Genomic DNA, 15,756 nt, shown 5'->3' on the forward strand with positions numbered 1-15,756 from the left:
GCGCAGGAATTCGTTTATGTGTTGCGTCATGCTAGGATTCGGCCAAAAAATTTCTTACTAGGGGTCAGCATGCGATTCGTTACGCCAGCATGGGCGGCAGTTTTTCTCGCAGCCATCGCTCTTTTCGTCACAGCTTGGATGACGAGATACAGTCCGCTGGCGCAAGTAGGGACAGTCGTATGGGATCGGTGGACACACGACACTTGCTATGTCGAGACAAATCCGAAAGACGGAAGCAATCTTCGCTGTGTCGGCAGGGGTGATTTCTAACCGAGCGAAGGCGGCGCAGCGCCACTCGAATCATCGCGCGAAGCAGCGGCTTCGTTCTTGATTGCGAGACGGATTAGGACCTTCAGGCGGCTCTCTGCAAGCGTCGTGCGATGGCTCTGCTTGTCTCCGTATGCGGCGTCGATGTCGTCACGGACGCATTGCATCAGGTGGCGAATCTGACCTTCCATGCAGCCGGGCTGATTGGCGTCGTGCAAGCTTTCGGCCACCTCGAGCGCCAGTGCGGAAGGCGTTTTCGCTGCCGCAGTTACTGCGCGCTCAACCGCGCGGGCGATGATCAGCGCTTCACTGCGCCAGCGCTCGACGCCTGCTCGGTCAAAGTTGCAGACGGCCGCGATCGTCGACAGAATCTCATCGTCAGTCAGCATCCCTGTTTCTCCTTCCCGTCTGCGCATCTCTGCGCGGCGATGGCGGCGTCGATGGCGTCATCTGCGTCGTCGTCAACAATCGGTGTGTCGTGCCAATTTCCCCAATCGTCCTGTTTATGCACGGCGATATAAGGTTTTTCGTTATCGCAGTTGTCAAATCCGTTATGCCGAAGTTCGCGATACCGCGCCGCGTCCCGCGCATCGCTCGACGCAGCAGGCGATGCTTGCCCCGAACTTGCGGGATAGACAATGCGCGCAAGATCGTCGCGCAATGACTTCGCGCGGTCATACTCGAATCGATCCACGTCACGCCACTGGCCCTGAATGAAGCACGTCTGATAGATCGGCTCCGCCTGCCCCTCACTCGCGCCTGCTGCGCGCGGATGGTGACACTTGCCTTCGCTGCGGCACTGGCCGGGTAGATCGCACTCGCGGAACTGGCAGTTGTTGAACGGTGCGTCAGTCATTGCCGGACTCCTTTGCCAGTTCGCCCGCGAAGTTGAAAAGATCGTCGTCGCAGCGGAACGACCAGCCTTTTTCATCGCTCCAGCCATCGCCGTGCTTCTCGGCCAGCGCCATGACGCGCGTCCAGTCGATGTTCTCGGGCAGTGCCTCACTCGCCCCCGCCGCATCGGCTACCGAAGGCGCGGGAGGGGCGGCGTCCGGCTTTACTTGTCCGCGACTGTCGATAACGCATTCTCTGCGGCAAGCGGGCCACGAGCATTTTTCTTGCGCCACGCACGCCTTCGCCCCCGCTGTGTCGCTCGAAGGCGCGGGAGGGGCGGCGAGAACGAGCGCTCGCACTTCGTAGACGTGCGACCATTTCTCGATAGCCTTGCGTGCGCCTTCTTCGCTGACGTTGATCCATGTATCGCACTCAGGAAGGATCGGTTCGCGCAGTTTTGTTTGCCATTGCGCCACCGGCTTCGCCCCCGCTGTGTCGGCGATGCTCGCGGATAGAAGTGCGCGGGCGAAAGCAATCGCGTCCGCTTCATTGATGTAGTCATTGAGCCCGTGGGAGAGCGCAATTTCTGCAATCTGTTCGTCAGTCATGTTGATCTCCCGCCATGAATTGAACGCGCATAGCGGCCTTGTATTGCTCGCGCAGAACTTGCATGAACTGCATCGGCACCGTCTCGCCACGCGGAACCAGCTTCAGCTCGTATGCCATCTCGCGAAGCATGAACAGCGTCGGTTCCTCATTGACGACTTCTTCCTTTTCTTCCGCCATCGCTTTGCGCAAATTGGCGAGCCGCTCTTGCGGTGTCAGCCATCCCTCACGGAACCCGGCAACCAGCGTCCACTCGTCGCCCTCGATGCTGCGCATCTTCACGCGCGTCAGGAAGCCTTGCGGTTCAGGGGGACCGGCAAATTCAAGGCGCTCATTCGTGTTCGGATCGCGAAGAAGCCATTCGATCAGTTGTTTTTCGTCTTTGGTCATGATGTGTCTCAATATGGCGGGTGGGCGGTCAGGCGGCTTCTTCGATCGTGTCGAACAGGGAAGGCATCGAGAACTCACGCTCCGCTGACTTGAGGTAGTGCACCTGGTCCATGAAGTAGGTCGGGTTGAGCTCCGATCCGCCACCGCGGCGGCCCTTGAGGATCGCTCGGTAAGGCACGGTGCCGAGGCCGCAGAACGGGTCGTACACGAGCTCGTCTCGGTTGCTGTATCGGTCAATCAGTCGGTCGACGATGTCAAATTGCAGCGGGCAGATATGTTTCTCGACCGCGCGCTTCGCCTGTTCGCCGTTGAGCGTGAGCATGCGCGTCACGTCATGCCAAACGTCCGGATGATGCGACCCGGGCGCGAGACTCATGAACGTCGACGGCAGCGCGCCGCGCGCTTCAAGTTCTTCGCCGATCTTCACGTGGAAGTCGTAGTCGTAGACGGTGTCGAGGCTGTATTTCGTGAAGATGCTGGCCAGCTTATCCGGGCCCATCGCGGCGAGCTCTTCGGCAGTGATCTGTCGGTTTCCGCTGCTGCGCCAGAAGGCGTGGGCGTCGACTTGCCAGTGCGCACGGGTGTATTCCTCTTTCGACTTCCGCACCGGCTGATCTGCGTATCCCTTGGAACGATCAGACTGCGGCTTGCGGAACAGCACGACGTACTCCGGCGAGCCGACGCCCATCTTCGTGCCGTCCTTGCATTGCTCCGACCAGCCGAGGCGATACGTCTGATTGTTCTCGCGCACGACATCCGTAACGACCGTAATCAAGCCCATGTAGTCGAAGCCGTGCTTCCGGCCGTGCATGATGGCTTCGCAGTGGAATGGGCTGACGGTTGGCGCGCCGGCGCCAGTGACATTTCCGAACAAAATGCGGTCTTTCACGTGACATGCGTAGATGCGGCCCGGCTTAAGGATCCTGAGCAGCTCCCGCGTCAAATAATCCATCTGCGACCAGAAGTGTGCGTTGTCGTCGGTATGGCCGAAGTCGTTGTAGCTCGGCGAGTACTCGTAATGGTTCGCGAACGGGATCGACGTCACGATCAGGTCGATATGGTTCTCCGGCTGCAGCTTCGCTTCTTCGACGCAGTCATTGTTCGCAACCGTAAATCGGTCGCCGCGGACCTCGATCCGATCGATGCCAATGGACCGCGCGAGCGTGTCTTGCATTGCCAGTTGGTTGAGCCCGTATTTGCGGATGATTTCGGTCATCTTCTGCACCATCTCTTCGTGTTGTGCCCACTTCTGCTGCAGCGTGCGCAGTACTTCGCGCTCCGCTTCGCTGTAGACGATGTCGATTCGCACGCGGTGCGGCTGCTGAAAGCGCTGCACGCGGTGAATCGCCTGGATGAAGTCGTTGAACTTGAAGCCGATGCCGGCGAAGATTTCGCGATGGCAATGGCGCTGAAAATTGCAGCCGCTGCCGGCGATGACCGGTTTCGTGGAAAGGAGTCGATAGGCGCCATTGCCGAAGTCGACGATGCGCTGCTCACGCTGCTCCAGATCCTGACTGCCCCACACGCTGACCGCTTCGGGCAGCGCCTCTTGGATCGCATGCCGCTCGCTTTCGAGGTCGTGCCATATGACGAAGTGATCGTCGGGCGACTCGTTGACGAGCTCCGCCACCTTCTCGACGCGCGCCGGCATGCTCTCGCGCTTCTCAGCGGCTGCCGCGCTGAGTCCCAGCGCCGGATCCTGAAACATCAACGTCTGCCCGTCGCGATCCGCGCCCGCCTTGCTGTAGTCGGTCGGCACTTCGTGGTACCGGACGTCGAGATCCGGCAGGTTGTAGCCTTCGTCGCTGTAGCCGAGGTCGCTCGGGTATTGGATGAAGACCGCCCAACTGGACACCCACAGCCAGAACTCCTGTTCCTTGTGCGGGTAGAGCGTCAGGTTTCCGGCCTTCTCGCTGTCGCGCTGGAAGAACCGTGTGAGCGCTTGGCCAGTGTCCATCACGCCGAGGAAGCCCGCGTAGTGGATCAGTTCCTTAAAGCGATTGGGACTTGGCGTCGCCGTGTTCACCAGCTTGAAACGAACGCCGTCAAATAGTGGCAGGAACTCCTGATACGTCTTGCTGCCGAAGCTGCGCAGCACGCTCGCCTCGTCGAGGCTGACGGCCGTGAAGAGCGCTGGGTCCAGCTTGCCGTCGCGCACCGTCTCGTAGTTCGTCACGTAGAAGGCATGCGCCGAGTCCATCTCGGCCGCGCTTCGGATAAACCGCAAATCGACGCCAAGCATCTTCGCGTCGCGGATCAGCTCCTGTCGAACGCCAAGCGGGCAGACTATTAGCCCGTAGCCGCCTGCTGCGCCGACGATCTGTCGCAACCATTCGCACTGCATTACCGACTTGCCCAGGCCGAACTTCGCGAATATGGCGCGGTTCCCACCGAGCACAGCCCAGCGAACGATGTCGCGCTGATGGTCGAACAGGCACGTATGGAGGTTCGACGGCTCGACGCGGAATCCGTCGAAGTTCGCCATCTTGATTTTCTGCCGGAGGAAATCGGCGTAGTCGGGATTCGTCATTTGCTTTCTCGTTCTATGTCGGCCGCATTTCCGCGACCTGTTTCCTGACTGCCGCAGCGCGCGCCTGCGAGCAGCCAAGGTGTTTTCTGATGTCGTTGACGGTCGCGCGGAGCTTGCCGGCGGCGATCGCTTCGATGACTTGGGCGACCTCGTCGGGCGCTTCGATCACGACCGCGTCGGCAGGCGGCGCGGGTTCGATGACTGGCGACGTGACTGGCTCGGGTAACGCCTCCGGAGGCGCGTGACTCGTGACCGTTACTGGCGTGACTGCCGCGCCGGTATTGGCTTCTGGCGATTCGTCGGGACGCAGCGCGAGCAGCCAGCAGAAGCAGGCGACCGCTTCGAGTACTGCCGCGAAGGCCAGTCCGGCGAGCAGATCGGCGTCCCGTGACGCGCCCGTTACTGGGTCACGTCGCGCCGCGTCGCGCTCGTCGGCCGCTCTATCCGCCGCGGCCTGCTGTCGTCGCGCTGCGTTCAGTTCTGTGTCGAGCGCTTCGAGCCGCGCGGCGAGTGTCGTGCGCTCGATCCGCAGGGCGGGGCAGTCGCCGGCGCATCTGCGCTCGGTCACGCGGGCCAGTCGCGCGACGACTGAGGCGCGGTCACTTGCTATGACTGCCGCGTCACGGCCGGTCGTCACGACTGCCGGTACCGCCGCCGCGCGGATCTCGCCAGCGTGCTGCTGAGCAAGGAGGAAAAAGACCGCGTGCCCGTAGCAGGTGGCGGCCATGCAGCCGATCCAGAGCACGGCGCCGATGAAACGGATGCGCCAGCCATACGGACGACAGAGGGCAGGAAGCAGGTGAGCGGCGACGACGAGTACGACGCCGACCGCAATCCAGAGCACGCGCTCGGCGAGAAATCCGCCTCGCTGCCATCCCGCCATGACTGAGAGACACGCGGCAGTCACGGTCGCCGCGCTCGCGAGTAACGCCGGGGGCGCCCTCATGCGGTGCGGCCTTCCAAGTCCTCCGCGGTGACGGTGTACTCGTGCGCATTCACGACCGTGTAGAACGACGGCTTCGCGTGCTTTTCCATCCAAGCCAGAAGAAGGGCGTCGAGCTCTGCCTTTGCCTCGGGCGTCACGTCGGGATAGTTGTCAGCCCATTCCCCCGCTTCGTCGTATGCGCGCTCGCCCATCATCTCGATAACGTCGTCAGCGTCGCAAAGATGCTTCATTTCGATTGCTTTGACTTCGCCAACGAAGACGACGTCACCAGCTTCGAGATCGTCTTCAAGGTCGATCAGTTCGTGCAGGTCATCGCACGTGTAGTCCTCGCCGTTGCGGCTCCACGCCTGGCGCTTTTCGGGGGCCTGCTGTTGTCCGTTCATGGCTTCCTCAGTGGAGTTCGAAGACGGCGGGGTCGTACTGACCAAGCCTGATGTCGCGAACCAGCTGGTCACGCTCGGCAAAGCCCATGCGCTTCCACATGCAGCAATGCACGGCGTTCTCGACGTCATCGTGGGTTTCGGTGCACATCGGGCAGCGGTTGAATGCGAGCGGGCTCGTCGTCAGGTCGACGTGCGAGGCCTCGCACGAGATGGCCCTATCGATGGTGTCGTAAGCATCGTCACACTCGGGGCAGACGAAGACCTCATCGACGGCGGGCGCGCAGCAACTCTCGGCGAGATACTCGCGCTTGTGCGTGGCCTTGCACGTCGGGCACTCATAGCGGCGATAGACCTCGATTTCTTCGCTCGTAAATCGAGGCTTCTTCGAGAATGCGTGCTGGAGCGGCTTGCCGTCCTGCGCTGCGGTGGTGGATTCGCTCACGCTGCCTCCTTCTGTTGTGATGCCACGAGCTCGCGCGCGGCTGCGAGTACCAGGCGTGTCGTGCTGAGGTCGCGGAGCAGCGTCGGGCCGTTCTCGTCCCAGTCGGTGAAGTGTTCGAGGACGATGCGTTCCAGCGCTTCCCATGCCGTCTGCTCGTCCCATTCGGGCTCGTAGTAGCCGCTCATCTCACCGACCATCGGCGTTCCCTTCAAAGGGTGCACTGGCTCACGCATTGCGACCCACGCCTTGCCGTGCTTCGGCCGATATTTGATCGTTCCGGGGAATGGCTTGTCGTGTACCGACCGCGTGCGCTCCCAGTGCTTCCAATCGTGTCCACCGACGCTCGTGTAGTTCTCATGCTTCTCGGCGGGGAACTGGTCGCGGCAATCGCCGAGAATCGGAAGCAAGGGAGCCGCGCGCTTCGAGAGCTTCTTCAGGATGCGCAGGTTCACTCTTCCTCCTTGCTCGGGACGGGAAGCGCGAGGATCTCGCCGATCCTGCGGATATAAATCTCGACGCCGCGAAGGACGAATCCGCTCTTATCACGGCGGCAGAAGTTTTCGAACTTGACGACGTCGGCGGACGGAAGGCGCTGCGCGAACAGGTCGATGATGGCCTGACGGCTTTTCTCGCTGTCGAGAACTTCCTTCTCGTTATCGTCGCGCACGATCTCGAAGCCTCGCTCCTGAAGGCTTTGCACCCATGTCTTGCGGCTCGCCTTGTCCGAAACGGGCGTATCGGAGAAGGAATATGAGTGGTTCATCAGCAAGCACGAGAACTTCACCTTGCACACGTACTGGCCGAAATCGATCTCGGAGATATGACCGCAACCTTCCAGCTTCCACCACTTCCGAAGCCGGTCGGCCATGTTGTTCAGACATTCCTGCGTTGCCTCGGGCGTCACGGTGCCGCCGAGTTGCGCTTTCAGCTCGTGAATCTCCATGTTCGCGGCACGCAGCTTTGCGTAGCGTTCCTCGCGCTCCTTCGAACTGAACGTCTCGATGCCGAGCGCCTTGCATAGATCGGAGAGATCGAATTCGGCGACCTTGATGGCGTTCGTCGCCAGCTCCGCCGGCAGTGCGCGGCCTTCTTTCATGATCGAGAAGATCGTCCCGATAGCGCCGCTGATACTGCGGATCTTCTGTTGCGCGACTTCTCGCTGATCAGCGGAAAGGGTGAGGGTTGCTTCGGTGGTCATGTCTGCCTCGGGCTTTTTGTCGTGATCTGAATTGATGACGCTGCAGGCCTGTCGCCCTTGGAGGGGCTACCCATCACGGTCAGGTGCAACGCCATCAAGTCAGGGCCGGATATAGCGACGGCCGCGCTTGGTGGTTGGAATTTAGTGCCCGGGCGGCCAGCGGATCAGTTTTTTGCGTCGCTGAATCTCGCGCAGTCGCTTGTTCGCTCGCGCTTCGACCCGTTCAAGTACGACTGCTGCCAGAATCGCAGCGCATCCAATAAGCACTCCTATCTGATAAACGTTCAAGGTGAGCATTTTCGGGACCGCGTTATGCGCAGTGAACGACTGCGCAGCGTTCGAGGCGGGCGGCGCGGTAATCCATCTCTGCGTTCGCAAGAAGCCAGACGGCGCAGACCACGAGGATTACTGCCCAGATCTTCAGAAGAGCCATCATTGCCAGAGAGCCTTTGCCGGGACTGCGACACAGAGGAACCAGACGCACGCGATTCCGATGCCACACAGGCCCGCGATGCCGACTGCCTTGATCATCTTGTTTGCGTCCTGCAAGCGGGGAATGTCGCGGAGCAGGGCGTTGTCATTCATTGCGCGATTCATATCGATCTCCTTGTTTTACCGCTGCGTCAACCTGTGGCGCACTGGTAAAACTGCGGTGCTGGTTACCTCGCCACCAAGCACTGGGCGCCTTTCGGTAGAGGCTCGTCTGGCCTCCATTTCCGGGACTTTTACGTTCTGCCGTCCGGGCCATGGGCAGGGCGATTACACGCCTATTCATCATCTAGAAGGGATAAAGAGCATCAGCGGTCCGGCGTTGCCGGTGCGACGGCACTTGCTCGCTCTGGAAAGCGCCCGAGTGAGGGCACTTGCCGACCGCGTATTCGCTAGTGCAGCGAGTGCATTATGACGAATGCACTAGTAACACGCAAGTGCATTCGCAATATTTTCATCCGGCTGCTTTATTCGGCTTTCGCGCGGAGACGGTGGAACAAATCGTGGACGAAACGATCTGGCGAAAAAGGCGACTTACGTGCCTCTTTTCGACGGGTAATTGTTGCGCCCTGACAACGTAGGTAGGCCGGAAAGGCGTAAAAAAACCCGCCTAGGCGGGTCTTAGTCACGATTCAATCGGCGAATTTATGGCTCGGCACTGTACCGCTGGCGGAACTTGGCTTCCATGCTCTCGCACGCGCCGGCAATGAATCGCTGCGTCGCAGGATCAAAGGACTTCCTTTCCTGTTGTTTCCAGCACTCGGCGATCGCATCGCGGTCACGGCCCTTCTGACGCACTTCTGGGTCTTGCTGAAGAATGAAGCCGAAAATGAGCAGAGCGACGAAGCCGCCAGCAGCGAGACCCACGATCCATAGGATGAACTTTAGACCGGCACCCATCCCAGGCTTTTGGCGAGAGCCAACTTCGCCAGGGCTCGTTACTGCCTCCGGTCGGTCGAGGATCTTGCGCTTTTCTGCGACGAACTCGGCTTCTGTGAGGTGGCCCTGCGCTTTAAGACCGGCTAATCTTTCCAACTCATCTGCGGTTGACATCAGTACCCCGTTGCCTCGACTGGGCGAAGTGCCTTATTTCTTGTTTTGCGCTGTCAGTGCGACGTAAAGCCCGATCCAGACCGGTACACGCACTCGCCGACAATATGGACGTTCTCCATGTCGGCAGGCGTAACCTCGATGTCGGGGTAGGCCGGGTTGAACGAGTGCAGAACGAGCCGCCCGCCGGGCTTCTTGAAGATCTGCTTAACCAGCGGCTCGTCCTCGAAATACACGGCGTAGATCTTGCCATCTCGGAGGGCGGTCTTCGTCTCGTCAATCATGAAGACATCGCGGTCGAACAGAAACGGCTCCATGCTGTCGCCGCGCACGGTCACCAGCTTGCAGTCCTTCGGCTTCGCGCCAATTGCCTTGAAGAACGATTCATTAAAAGGGAGCGCCTTCTTCTCCCTAACTTCCCACTGGATCAAACCGTCGCCCGCCGAAAAGTGATAGTCATAGCGGCCGATCCAGACCCGACTCTCGTCGTCCAGATCGCCCTCATCATTCCAGACGGCCACGTTTCCCTTCTCTTCCGGGATCTTGTATCGATCTTCGGGAGAGGCTTCGACCTTATCGAATCGACTTTTCGGAGCGCGGCCCGAGCTTAGCCATTCGACACGGACCCCCAGCGCCTCTGCGATAGGTACTAAATGCTTACTGCCTTGATTCCGTCCGCTTTCGATATTAGCAACTGTCGACTGGCTGACGCCAGCGCGGCGGGCGAGTTCGGTTTGTGATAGGCCGGCTTCTTCCCGGCATGCCTTGAGGCGTTCAGAGAGGTTTCTCATAGTGCAATCGTAATAGATGAGGTTAACCCTTTGGCCTTTGGAATCATTGCGAAAGCACTTGTCGTGTAAGTGCAAATGCATTAACATGCGCTGCATGGACGCTAAAACTCTCATCGACGAACTGATAGCGGCAGGCCTGACGCAGATGGAAATACAGCGGCGCAGCGGCTTGTCCCAGTCAACCGTGTCTCAGATCACGACGGGGCGGCGCGGAAAGCGCCCGTCAGCTGAGACGTTCATCGCGCTTACGAAGCTGCGCAACTCAGTTCTGCGCGCCGCTCGTCGCCGCAACAAGGAAATGGCGGAGGCAGCGTAATGGCAACTGCAAACGACGACGTCCCGGCGGTCGCGCTCACGGCCGCCGAGCAGAAGGAAGTTCGCGCGCTGCTTCTCGAACTCATCGCGAAAGGATGGCCGGCGTCGGCGCTTGATGAGGCGCGTAACAAAGCGGTCCTGCAGATCCGCCGACTGAAAGCGGACTCAGCAGGACCAGCAAAAGCAGCGAAGTAAGAGCCGCCCGTCCTTCTTCTGCCGGCTGCAACCGGTCTGCTTGAGGACTACTAAGGGCGGCATGGCCTCTCAGGCTCAAGACGTTTTTCATTTTTGTTTTACCCCGCTAGCGCTGTTGTTGTTGTTTGAAACGATGTTACGGGGCCACATCGGAAAAATCATGCGAAACACTTCGCAGAAAACTCGAATCGCAATCATCCGTGACCACGTGGCCGCGTGGCGCAAAGAACTGGATTGGAGCCGTGAGGCGGCAGCCGTGGCGATCGTCGAAGCGCATGAGCGCATCGGCGGCGCGAAAGCGACCGGCATTACCTTCGAGTGCAGCGGCGACGCCTACGTGACGGCCAAGAAGCACGCAGATCGGATCTGGCGTTGGCTCGACGACGAGTCGAAGGACAACAACCTGCTGCCGGTGAACTTCGAGAACTCCATCCTTGCCGCGTTCCCAATCGAGCGGCGCGTGCAGGTGATGAACGAGATCCTCGCGCAAATCGACTGCGTCGCGCGCGCCCGCCACCACGACGCCGCCGTGCATCTCGACGCCCGCGAGTTCATGCAGCTCATCGTCCGCACCAATCACCGCACCGAATCCGATGCGGCCGACTTGCTCGACGGTATCGATCCGGGCGAGCTTCCGCGCCTGCATTGCAGCCTGGCTCAGGACGTTCGCGAGAAGCAGCGAATGATGCGCGTCGTCGAAGCAGAGATTGTCAAGAGTGGCGAAGTCAGCCCCGCAACGTTGTCGAAGGTGGCCTGATGCTTCCGGTCAGTCACATGTTCGCAGCGTTCCCGAACCTCGTCAGCGCCGGCGATCTCCTTGATCGCGAAGAGAGCGCGGAAAACAGCGCGCAAGCCGAGCCCGCGCCGATCTGCATCGCGTGCGGCGTCCGCCAGTCCGACGACGGCTTCCTGCCGTGCGGTCACGACACCATCTGAGGTCATCGATGCAAGCCTCCCAAACCCAGATCGACGCGCTCTTGAGCGTGGATCGCAGCGAAGCGAAGCGCCGCATCCTCGACGTGTTCGCCAACGACCAGACCGTGACGTTCACGCGCCGAGAGATCGCCGCACGCGCGAACGTCGAAGTTCCGACCGTCTGTGGCCGCGTCAACGAGATGGTGAAGGACGAGATCCTTGCCGAGCGCGGCACGACGAAGCGCCCGGGCCGCCGCTGCCGCGAAGGGCTCGTTGGCCTGCCGGTGTCGGTGAACTGATATGGCGCTCGCCGACGTCATCCACATGCCCGAGTACCGTTCCCCTCAACTCGAGGAAGGGTACACGCGCATCGCTAACGAGCTGCTGGAGGCCATCACCTTGGCCCCGTTCAGCCAGAACCAGTACAAGGTCATCCTGACCGTCTGGAGGATGACCTACGGCTTCAACAAGCAGTCGGACCAACTCGCGCTGAGCCAGATCATGGTGCGTACGGGCATGAAGAAGCCGCAAGCGTCGCTGGCAGTTTCGCAACTCATCGAAATGCGAGTTTTGCTTGCAGGCGAGGGCCGCCATGCGCGCGTGCTCTCACTGAACAAGTTCTACACCCGGTGGGCGGATCACGTGCGGGTCGAACTTCCGTCAAGGGGTTCTGAAAACCAGAACCCTACGGTTATGGAATCCGTAACGGAGGGTTCTGAAGTTCAGAACTCTACGGTTCTGAAATCCGGAACCACAAAAGACAACTCCAAAAGACATACCCAAAAGAAAGAAAACCTTTCGCGCTCGCTTCGCGAACGCTTTGAGATTTTCTGGGCGGCATACCCCCGCAAGAAGTCGAAGACCCATGCAGAGAAGGCCTTCGCTAAGTGCAATCCGGACGAGCAGCTCTTCAACGACCTGATGGCAGGTCTGGAGCGGGCCAAGACTTCGGAGCAATGGGCCAATCCGCGCTTCATCCCGCACGCAGCTACATGGCTGAACGCTGGCGGCTGGATGGACGAAGTACAGACCGCATTCACTGACGCCGAACTGGCCGTGATCCGAGCCTTCAACGGGGCGCTGGGGGAGCGTATCGGAAAGGTGGACGAGGCTGTCTTCGTCGAAGCGCGCGCTGGCGCAATCCGCGCATTCCTGACGCATCTGAAGGGCGATGCAGAAGCGGCGGCGCGCTACTTCCCGGCCGTGCGCGACAAGGTCGATCTCCCGCCGCATGCCGGCTTCGATTACCTGATCAGCCCGAAAGGCTTCGGCGACACGACCGGGCGCATGCGCGTTGCGCAAACCGGCGGCGCGTCGGCGCGCGTGCGCAGCGACTGGCACACGACCGGCCCGGGCATCGACGCACGCGGTGTCGAGCTGGGCGTTGAGAAGCGAGAAGGCGAGAACGCCGTTTTCTATCGCCGTCGCGTGTTTAAGGCGGCGGGCCCGGGCGAATGGCGCGATCAGGACCTTACGAGCGAGGCGAAGTACGGCGACGAGGCATACGAGCGTCTCTGGCGCTTCTACAACGACGATCAGGGGGATCAAGCGAATGGCTAAGCGCCAACAGTGGCCAATGGTGGTTCCGGCCGGCACAACGATGGTCGGCACCGCGCGCGTGCGCGACGAAAGCCGTCCGACGATGACGACCGCACAGCGCCGGATCTACGAAAAGACTGGCGTGCCGCCGCAGTCGAGCGCGCTGGATGACGCGAGCGACCCGACTGACCCGTTCGATCCGTCGCTGATCCGCCAGCCGGTTTCGATCGGCGGCGCGCCGAAGAAGGCCCCGAAGTACCGCAACACGAAGTGCGAGCACGACGGCATCAAGTTCGACAGCGAAAAGGAGCGCTCGCGCTGGTTTCACCTGATCCAGTTGAAGGCTGCGGGGCGCATCCGCGATCTGGAGCTTCAGGTGCCGTTCGTCCTGACCGAGCGCAAGAAGCGCGACGACGGGAAATGGGAGCGGGCATCGAAATACGTCGCCGACTTCGTCTATGTCGACGTCGAGACGGGAAACAAGGTCGTCGAGGACGTGAAATCCGTCGCGACGCGGAAGAACCGGACATACGTGCAGAAGCGCAAGCAAATGCTCGCCGTCCACAACATCACGATCAAGGAAGTGTGATGGCAGGCAACAAGAAACCTCGCAAGGCGTACCGCCCACGCGCTATCAACCGCACGATCGGCATCGACGTTCTCGAGCGGCGCACTCCGATGGACAAGGCGCAGACGACCGATCTCGGCATCGCATACCACGTTGCGCTCGACGAGATGCTGAAAGGGCGCGGGACGGAAGAGCATTGGTCGACTGTCGTATGCGCCCTGAACATCTCGCTAGTGTTGGCGGAGCGCGGATACGGCGCCTCGATGCTGCCGACGGTGAGCGCAGCGCTGGCTGGCTCCGTGCGCGCCCGCGATCGTGCCCGCGCATGCGGCCGGTGGGGCTTCGACGGCGACGCCATCAACGACATTCGAGCCGCGATCGCGCTTCACGACGAACAGATGAACGTCGCGACGAAGAAGGTCGTGCTCGACGCGCTTGCCGATGTGCATCGCCGCATCGATGCCGGGCATGCATTCAAGGAGGCAGCGTGATGGGCGGGCGTCTTTGGACGGCAGAAGAGGAATTTGCACTGCGCCGCATCAGCAGAAACCGCCTCCCGCTCGCCGCAAACATGAATCTATTGCCGGGTCGTACGTATGACGCCGCGAAGGCGCACGCAGCGAAGCTTCACATCAGGCTGGCGAGCGTTGACGATTGGTCGGCGAATGAGATCGACACCCTCAAGAGCATCTATCGAAGCAAAAGGTCGATCAAGTGCCAGGTCGCCGAGCTTCTGCCGAAGCGGAACTACAACTCGGCGCGCGCCGAGGCTATCCGACTTGGAATTGCCGGTAAGAAGGCCGGAACAGCAGGGCGTACCGGGTATTCATGGGTTCTCCGGGCCGTGGAAACAACGCTCTCCGACGATGGCTCGCTGACGTCTAAAGCGATCGCGCTGCGAATCGGGACGACGGTGGGAGCGGTCAACTTTGTTATCCGCAACAACCGCAAGCGATTCCATATCGACGGGTGGAGCGGGATAGCTCCTCATATTGCAGCGCGCTGGGCGCTCGGCGACGCGAAGGACGCGCCGAAGCCTGCAAAGCGCACGCATAGCGAGAACGATCGAGTGCGCCGCCTTCGTGAAAGCGTTCGTGCGGGCCGTATCAACCCTTTCGCAACCCTCATTCAACAGGTGGCTGCATGAAGCTCGGCAAATGGATCATCTCGCGCATCACGCGCCGCGCGCCGGACGTCGTAATCGGCGGGCACGACGACCCGTATTTGCTCCGCTGGTGGGTCATCCCGCGCAACCGCTTCTTCAATGTCTATCTGCATCGCTTCATGCGCAGTGACGACGACCGCGCGCTGCACGATCACCCTTGGTCGAATCTGTCGATCCTACTGCTCGGCACGTACACCGAGCACACGATCGCGCCGGGCGGCATCAACGTTCGTACCGAGCGCACCGCGGGCCAGTGGAAGCTGCGCCTGTTCGGCACCTTTGCGCACCGCATTGAGCTGACGCACGGCGAGTGCTGGACGATCTTCGTCACCGGCCCGCGCTATCGGCATTGGGGCTTCCACTGCCCGGAGCAGGGCTGGATCCATTGGCAGCAGTTCACGGCGCCGGGCGATTCGGGCGCGATCGGCAAGGGATGCGACCAATGAGCAAGCGCACTCCGATTCAGCGTTTGCGTGCGGCCGCGACGAAGTTCGAGGAAGAGCCGGATGCCGTCTGCGGATATTGGCGCGGCTATCTGGTTTGGGTCGAGCGCGACGACGCCGACTGCCTTTGGTACATCCGCGTGATTCATCCGGACGGCGGCTATCTGTACGACGGCTATTGGCGCGACAGCCATGGAAGAGATGGCGCGGACGCCGTCGCCGAAGCATTCGCCGGCGCGGAACTGCTGGAGGGCGACCAATGAAGCGCAGCAAGCCGCTCGTGAGCAAGACGCCGATGAAGCGCTCGGCATGGCCGCTCGCCGATCGCGCGACAGCGCTGCGGCGCTCGAAGCTGAAGGCGCGCGTGAAGAAGCCGACAGTCGCCGAAGGCTCGAAGTATCTGGCGGCGTGCGCGGGTGAAGACTGCTATCTCCGCGTGTTCGGTGTGTGCGTCGGACGCGAATCAGTCGTGCCGTGCCATTCGAACCAGTCGCAGCACGGTAAGGGCATGGGCCTCAAGGCGAAGCACGAATTCACAGTGCCGGGCTGCGCGGCGTGCCATGCATGGATAGACCAGGGAAAGGCGGCGCGCGAAGTGAAGTTCTCGACGTGGGACCGCGGATTCGCGCGCTGGGAGCCGGTGCGCGCCGCAAAGATGGGTTTGAAGGAGGAAGAGGGTGCGGTGCTTGA

General features: G+C 61.0%; 24 protein-coding genes and 1 pseudogene. 12 read left to right on the plus strand and 13 right to left on the minus strand.

Annotated elements, in window-relative coordinates; all coding sequences use genetic code 11:
• Positions 1-266: 266 nt before the first annotated feature.
• The 13 genes from NCT05_RS06635 to NCT05_RS06695 form a co-directional block, all read right to left on the minus strand.
• The gene (locus NCT05_RS06635; protein ID WP_250501932.1) at positions 267-656 is read right to left on the minus strand and encodes a hypothetical protein; all 390 of its coding nucleotides are present in this window, start codon (positions 654-656) and stop codon (positions 267-269) included.
• Positions 650-1,123, minus strand: coding sequence for a hypothetical protein (locus NCT05_RS06640; protein WP_250501933.1), 474 nt, complete (start codon positions 1,121-1,123; stop codon positions 650-652). The genes NCT05_RS06635 and NCT05_RS06640 overlap by 7 nt, the downstream gene beginning before the upstream one ends.
• Positions 1,116-1,709 (minus strand): hypothetical protein, encoded by a 594-nt coding sequence (locus NCT05_RS06645; RefSeq protein ID WP_250501934.1) that lies wholly within the window; start codon positions 1,707-1,709, stop codon positions 1,116-1,118. Before NCT05_RS06645 ends, NCT05_RS06640 begins: the two co-directional genes overlap by 8 nt.
• Positions 1,702-2,097 carry a hypothetical protein gene (locus NCT05_RS06650; protein ID WP_250501935.1) on the minus strand — a complete coding sequence of 132 codons (396 nt, stop codon included), beginning with the start codon at positions 2,095-2,097 and terminating at the stop codon, positions 1,702-1,704. Before NCT05_RS06650 ends, NCT05_RS06645 begins: the two co-directional genes overlap by 8 nt.
• Before the next feature lie 28 nt (positions 2,098-2,125).
• On the minus strand, positions 2,126-4,627 hold the full coding sequence (locus NCT05_RS06655) for a DNA methyltransferase (RefSeq protein ID WP_250501936.1): 2,502 nt from the start codon (positions 4,625-4,627) through the stop codon (positions 2,126-2,128).
• A 13-nt stretch (positions 4,628-4,640) separates the two neighbouring features.
• Positions 4,641-5,510, minus strand: coding sequence for a hypothetical protein (locus NCT05_RS06660; protein ID WP_250501937.1), 870 nt, complete (start codon positions 5,508-5,510; stop codon positions 4,641-4,643).
• Positions 5,511-5,569: 59 nt separating this feature from the next.
• Positions 5,570-5,956 carry a hypothetical protein gene (locus NCT05_RS06665; RefSeq protein ID WP_250501938.1) on the minus strand — a complete coding sequence of 129 codons (387 nt, stop codon included), beginning with the start codon at positions 5,954-5,956 and terminating at the stop codon, positions 5,570-5,572.
• A 7-nt stretch (positions 5,957-5,963) separates the two neighbouring features.
• Positions 5,964-6,398: a hypothetical protein gene (locus tag NCT05_RS06670; protein WP_250501939.1), complete on the minus strand. Its 435-nt coding sequence runs from the start codon at positions 6,396-6,398 to the stop codon at positions 5,964-5,966.
• Positions 6,395-6,850 carry a hypothetical protein gene (locus tag NCT05_RS06675; RefSeq protein WP_250501940.1) on the minus strand — a complete coding sequence of 152 codons (456 nt, stop codon included), beginning with the start codon at positions 6,848-6,850 and terminating at the stop codon, positions 6,395-6,397. The genes NCT05_RS06670 and NCT05_RS06675 overlap by 4 nt, the downstream gene beginning before the upstream one ends.
• Positions 6,847-7,596 carry a hypothetical protein gene (locus NCT05_RS06680; protein ID WP_250501941.1) on the minus strand — a complete coding sequence of 250 codons (750 nt, stop codon included), beginning with the start codon at positions 7,594-7,596 and terminating at the stop codon, positions 6,847-6,849. Before NCT05_RS06680 ends, NCT05_RS06675 begins: the two co-directional genes overlap by 4 nt.
• A gap of 432 nt (positions 7,597-8,028) precedes the next feature.
• The gene (locus tag NCT05_RS06685; protein WP_250501942.1) at positions 8,029-8,193 is read right to left on the minus strand and encodes a hypothetical protein; all 165 of its coding nucleotides are present in this window, start codon (positions 8,191-8,193) and stop codon (positions 8,029-8,031) included.
• Between the two features lie 537 nt (positions 8,194-8,730).
• On the minus strand, positions 8,731-9,138 hold the full coding sequence (locus NCT05_RS06690) for an SHOCT domain-containing protein (RefSeq protein WP_250501943.1): 408 nt from the start codon (positions 9,136-9,138) through the stop codon (positions 8,731-8,733).
• Positions 9,139-9,191: 53 nt separating this feature from the next.
• Positions 9,192-9,926 (minus strand): XRE family transcriptional regulator, encoded by a 735-nt coding sequence (locus NCT05_RS06695; protein ID WP_250501944.1) that lies wholly within the window; start codon positions 9,924-9,926, stop codon positions 9,192-9,194.
• 94 nt (positions 9,927-10,020) lie between these two features.
• On the opposite strand from NCT05_RS06695, the gene NCT05_RS06700 reads away from it, so the two are divergent.
• The 12 genes and pseudogenes from NCT05_RS06700 to NCT05_RS06755 all read left to right on the plus strand — a co-directional run.
• Positions 10,021-10,242, plus strand: a complete 222-nt coding sequence (locus tag NCT05_RS06700; protein WP_250501945.1) for a helix-turn-helix domain-containing protein — start codon at positions 10,021-10,023, stop codon at positions 10,240-10,242.
• Positions 10,242-10,436, plus strand: a complete 195-nt coding sequence (locus NCT05_RS06705; RefSeq protein WP_250501946.1) for a hypothetical protein — start codon at positions 10,242-10,244, stop codon at positions 10,434-10,436. Before NCT05_RS06700 ends, NCT05_RS06705 begins: the two co-directional genes overlap by 1 nt.
• 160 nt (positions 10,437-10,596) lie before the next feature.
• Complete coding sequence (locus NCT05_RS06710; RefSeq protein WP_250501947.1) at positions 10,597-11,193, plus strand: toxin YdaT family protein; 597 nt, start codon at positions 10,597-10,599, stop codon at positions 11,191-11,193.
• On the plus strand, positions 11,193-11,372 hold the full coding sequence (locus tag NCT05_RS06715) for a hypothetical protein (protein WP_250501948.1): 180 nt from the start codon (positions 11,193-11,195) through the stop codon (positions 11,370-11,372). Before NCT05_RS06710 ends, NCT05_RS06715 begins: the two co-directional genes overlap by 1 nt.
• An 8-nt stretch (positions 11,373-11,380) precedes the next feature.
• Complete coding sequence (locus tag NCT05_RS06720) at positions 11,381-11,650, plus strand: hypothetical protein (protein WP_250501949.1); 270 nt, start codon at positions 11,381-11,383, stop codon at positions 11,648-11,650.
• 1 nt (position 11,651) lies between these two features.
• Positions 11,652-12,911 carry a replication protein gene (locus NCT05_RS06725; protein WP_250501950.1) on the plus strand — a complete coding sequence of 420 codons (1,260 nt, stop codon included), beginning with the start codon at positions 11,652-11,654 and terminating at the stop codon, positions 12,909-12,911.
• A complete protein-coding gene (locus NCT05_RS06730; protein ID WP_250501951.1) occupies positions 12,904-13,479 on the plus strand; it encodes a DUF1064 domain-containing protein in 576 nt (191 codons plus the stop codon). The genes NCT05_RS06725 and NCT05_RS06730 overlap by 8 nt, the downstream gene beginning before the upstream one ends.
• Entirely contained in the window at positions 13,479-13,949 is a 471-nt protein-coding gene (locus NCT05_RS06735) for a hypothetical protein (protein WP_250501952.1), read from the plus strand. Before NCT05_RS06730 ends, NCT05_RS06735 begins: the two co-directional genes overlap by 1 nt.
• Positions 13,949-14,605, plus strand: coding sequence for a hypothetical protein (locus tag NCT05_RS06740; protein WP_250501953.1), 657 nt, complete (start codon positions 13,949-13,951; stop codon positions 14,603-14,605). The genes NCT05_RS06735 and NCT05_RS06740 overlap by 1 nt, the downstream gene beginning before the upstream one ends.
• On the plus strand, positions 14,602-15,069 hold the full coding sequence (locus tag NCT05_RS06745; protein WP_250501954.1) for a hypothetical protein: 468 nt from the start codon (positions 14,602-14,604) through the stop codon (positions 15,067-15,069). The genes NCT05_RS06740 and NCT05_RS06745 overlap by 4 nt, the downstream gene beginning before the upstream one ends.
• Positions 15,066-15,329, plus strand: a complete 264-nt coding sequence (locus NCT05_RS06750) for a hypothetical protein (protein ID WP_250501955.1) — start codon at positions 15,066-15,068, stop codon at positions 15,327-15,329. Before NCT05_RS06745 ends, NCT05_RS06750 begins: the two co-directional genes overlap by 4 nt.
• Positions 15,326-15,727, plus strand: a pseudogene (locus NCT05_RS06755) (hypothetical protein); the annotation flags it as partial. The gene NCT05_RS06750 and the pseudogene NCT05_RS06755, both read left to right, overlap by 4 nt.
• Positions 15,728-15,756 lie beyond the last annotated feature (29 nt).

Origin of the sequence: Caballeronia sp. AZ7_KS35 (assembly GCF_023631045.1) — a bacterium.
GTDB classification, from domain to species: Bacteria; Pseudomonadota; Gammaproteobacteria; order Burkholderiales; family Burkholderiaceae; genus Caballeronia; species Caballeronia zhejiangensis.